The sequence below is a fragment of the Pelistega indica genome (assembly GCF_000506865.1).
GTDB classification, from domain to species: Bacteria; Pseudomonadota; Gammaproteobacteria; order Burkholderiales; family Burkholderiaceae_B; genus Taylorella; species Taylorella indica.
On record NZ_AYSV01000055.1, the window covers coordinates 1 to 803 of the forward strand.

The 803-nt window shown below is 32.0% G+C and carries 2 protein-coding genes; one reads left to right on the forward strand and one right to left on the reverse strand.

The window, feature by feature from the left end; translation table 11 throughout:
• Positions 1-337 precede the first annotated feature (337 nt).
• A complete protein-coding gene (locus V757_RS28380; protein ID WP_023949987.1) occupies positions 338-490 on the reverse strand; it encodes a hypothetical protein in 153 nt (50 codons plus the stop codon).
• A 118-nt stretch (positions 491-608) separates the two neighbouring features.
• On the opposite strand from V757_RS28380, the gene tnpA reads away from it, so the two are divergent.
• Positions 609-779 (forward strand): IS66 family insertion sequence element accessory protein TnpA, encoded by a 171-nt coding sequence (tnpA, locus tag V757_RS18505; RefSeq protein WP_023949988.1) that lies wholly within the window; start codon positions 609-611, stop codon positions 777-779.
• Positions 780-803: the final 24 nt, after the last annotated feature.

Below are 803 nucleotides of genomic sequence, written 5' to 3' on the forward strand. Positions count from 1 at the left end.
CCAYTAATTTTGTCATGCTTGTCGACACATTTTTTAATTGTCTCTGCTAAATTAAGCAGTCCTGCTTTATGTTTAATCACATTATTGGTAGTATGTAACATGAGAGTTTCCTTTTGTTTGTTTAAAAGATTCGCACCTCTTATTCAAACGGGAAACTCTCTTTTTTGCAACTCATTTGTCAGATTTGGTCTGAACTTCTACAGCTTATTTCATTTTTATTTCTAAAACAAACTATCTTTTAGCAACTATAAAAGATAGTTTGTCATATTAATAAAACGTTTAAAATAAAATCATAAAACCCTATTATACAAAAGGTCTCATCACTTCCGTATTTTTACTATTTAATATCAACAGCCAAATTTGTTTTTTCAACAAAAGATTTCCAAAAATTATATTCTTCAAAAACTCTTCTACTTAATTCTTTTGATCCCACAAACTCAGTCTCGGCACCTAAATTTTTTAATTTTTCTTGAAATTCAGGATTTTCCATAATTTTTTGAATTTCAGTATCTAGTTTTTCTACAATATCGGTAATACTCCCCTAAAATCGAAACACCGATGAGTGGAAAATTTCGTTAAACTATTTGTTAAATTTAAAGGAATTTTTCATGCGTAGAAAACAATTTACCGAGCGACAAATCTTATCTATTCTTAAACAGCATGAGAGCGGCGTGAGCGTTGCTGATTTGTGTCGTGAGCACGGCATGAGCCAATCTGCTTTTTACAAATGGCGTAGCAAATATGCCGGCATGGACTCGTCAATGCTCAATAGAAGCTAAAACGCCTAACAGGAAGAGAATGAC

What these genes read in the sequence shown, in the direction of transcription:
- V757_RS28380 (WP_023949987.1), bottom strand. Translation starts at nt 490, where the DNA reads ATGGAAAATCCTGAATTTCAAGAAAAATTAAAAAATTTAGGTGCCGAG.
- tnpA (WP_023949988.1), top strand. Translation starts at nt 609, where the DNA reads ATGCGTAGAAAACAATTTACCGAGCGACAAATCTTATCTATTCTTAAA.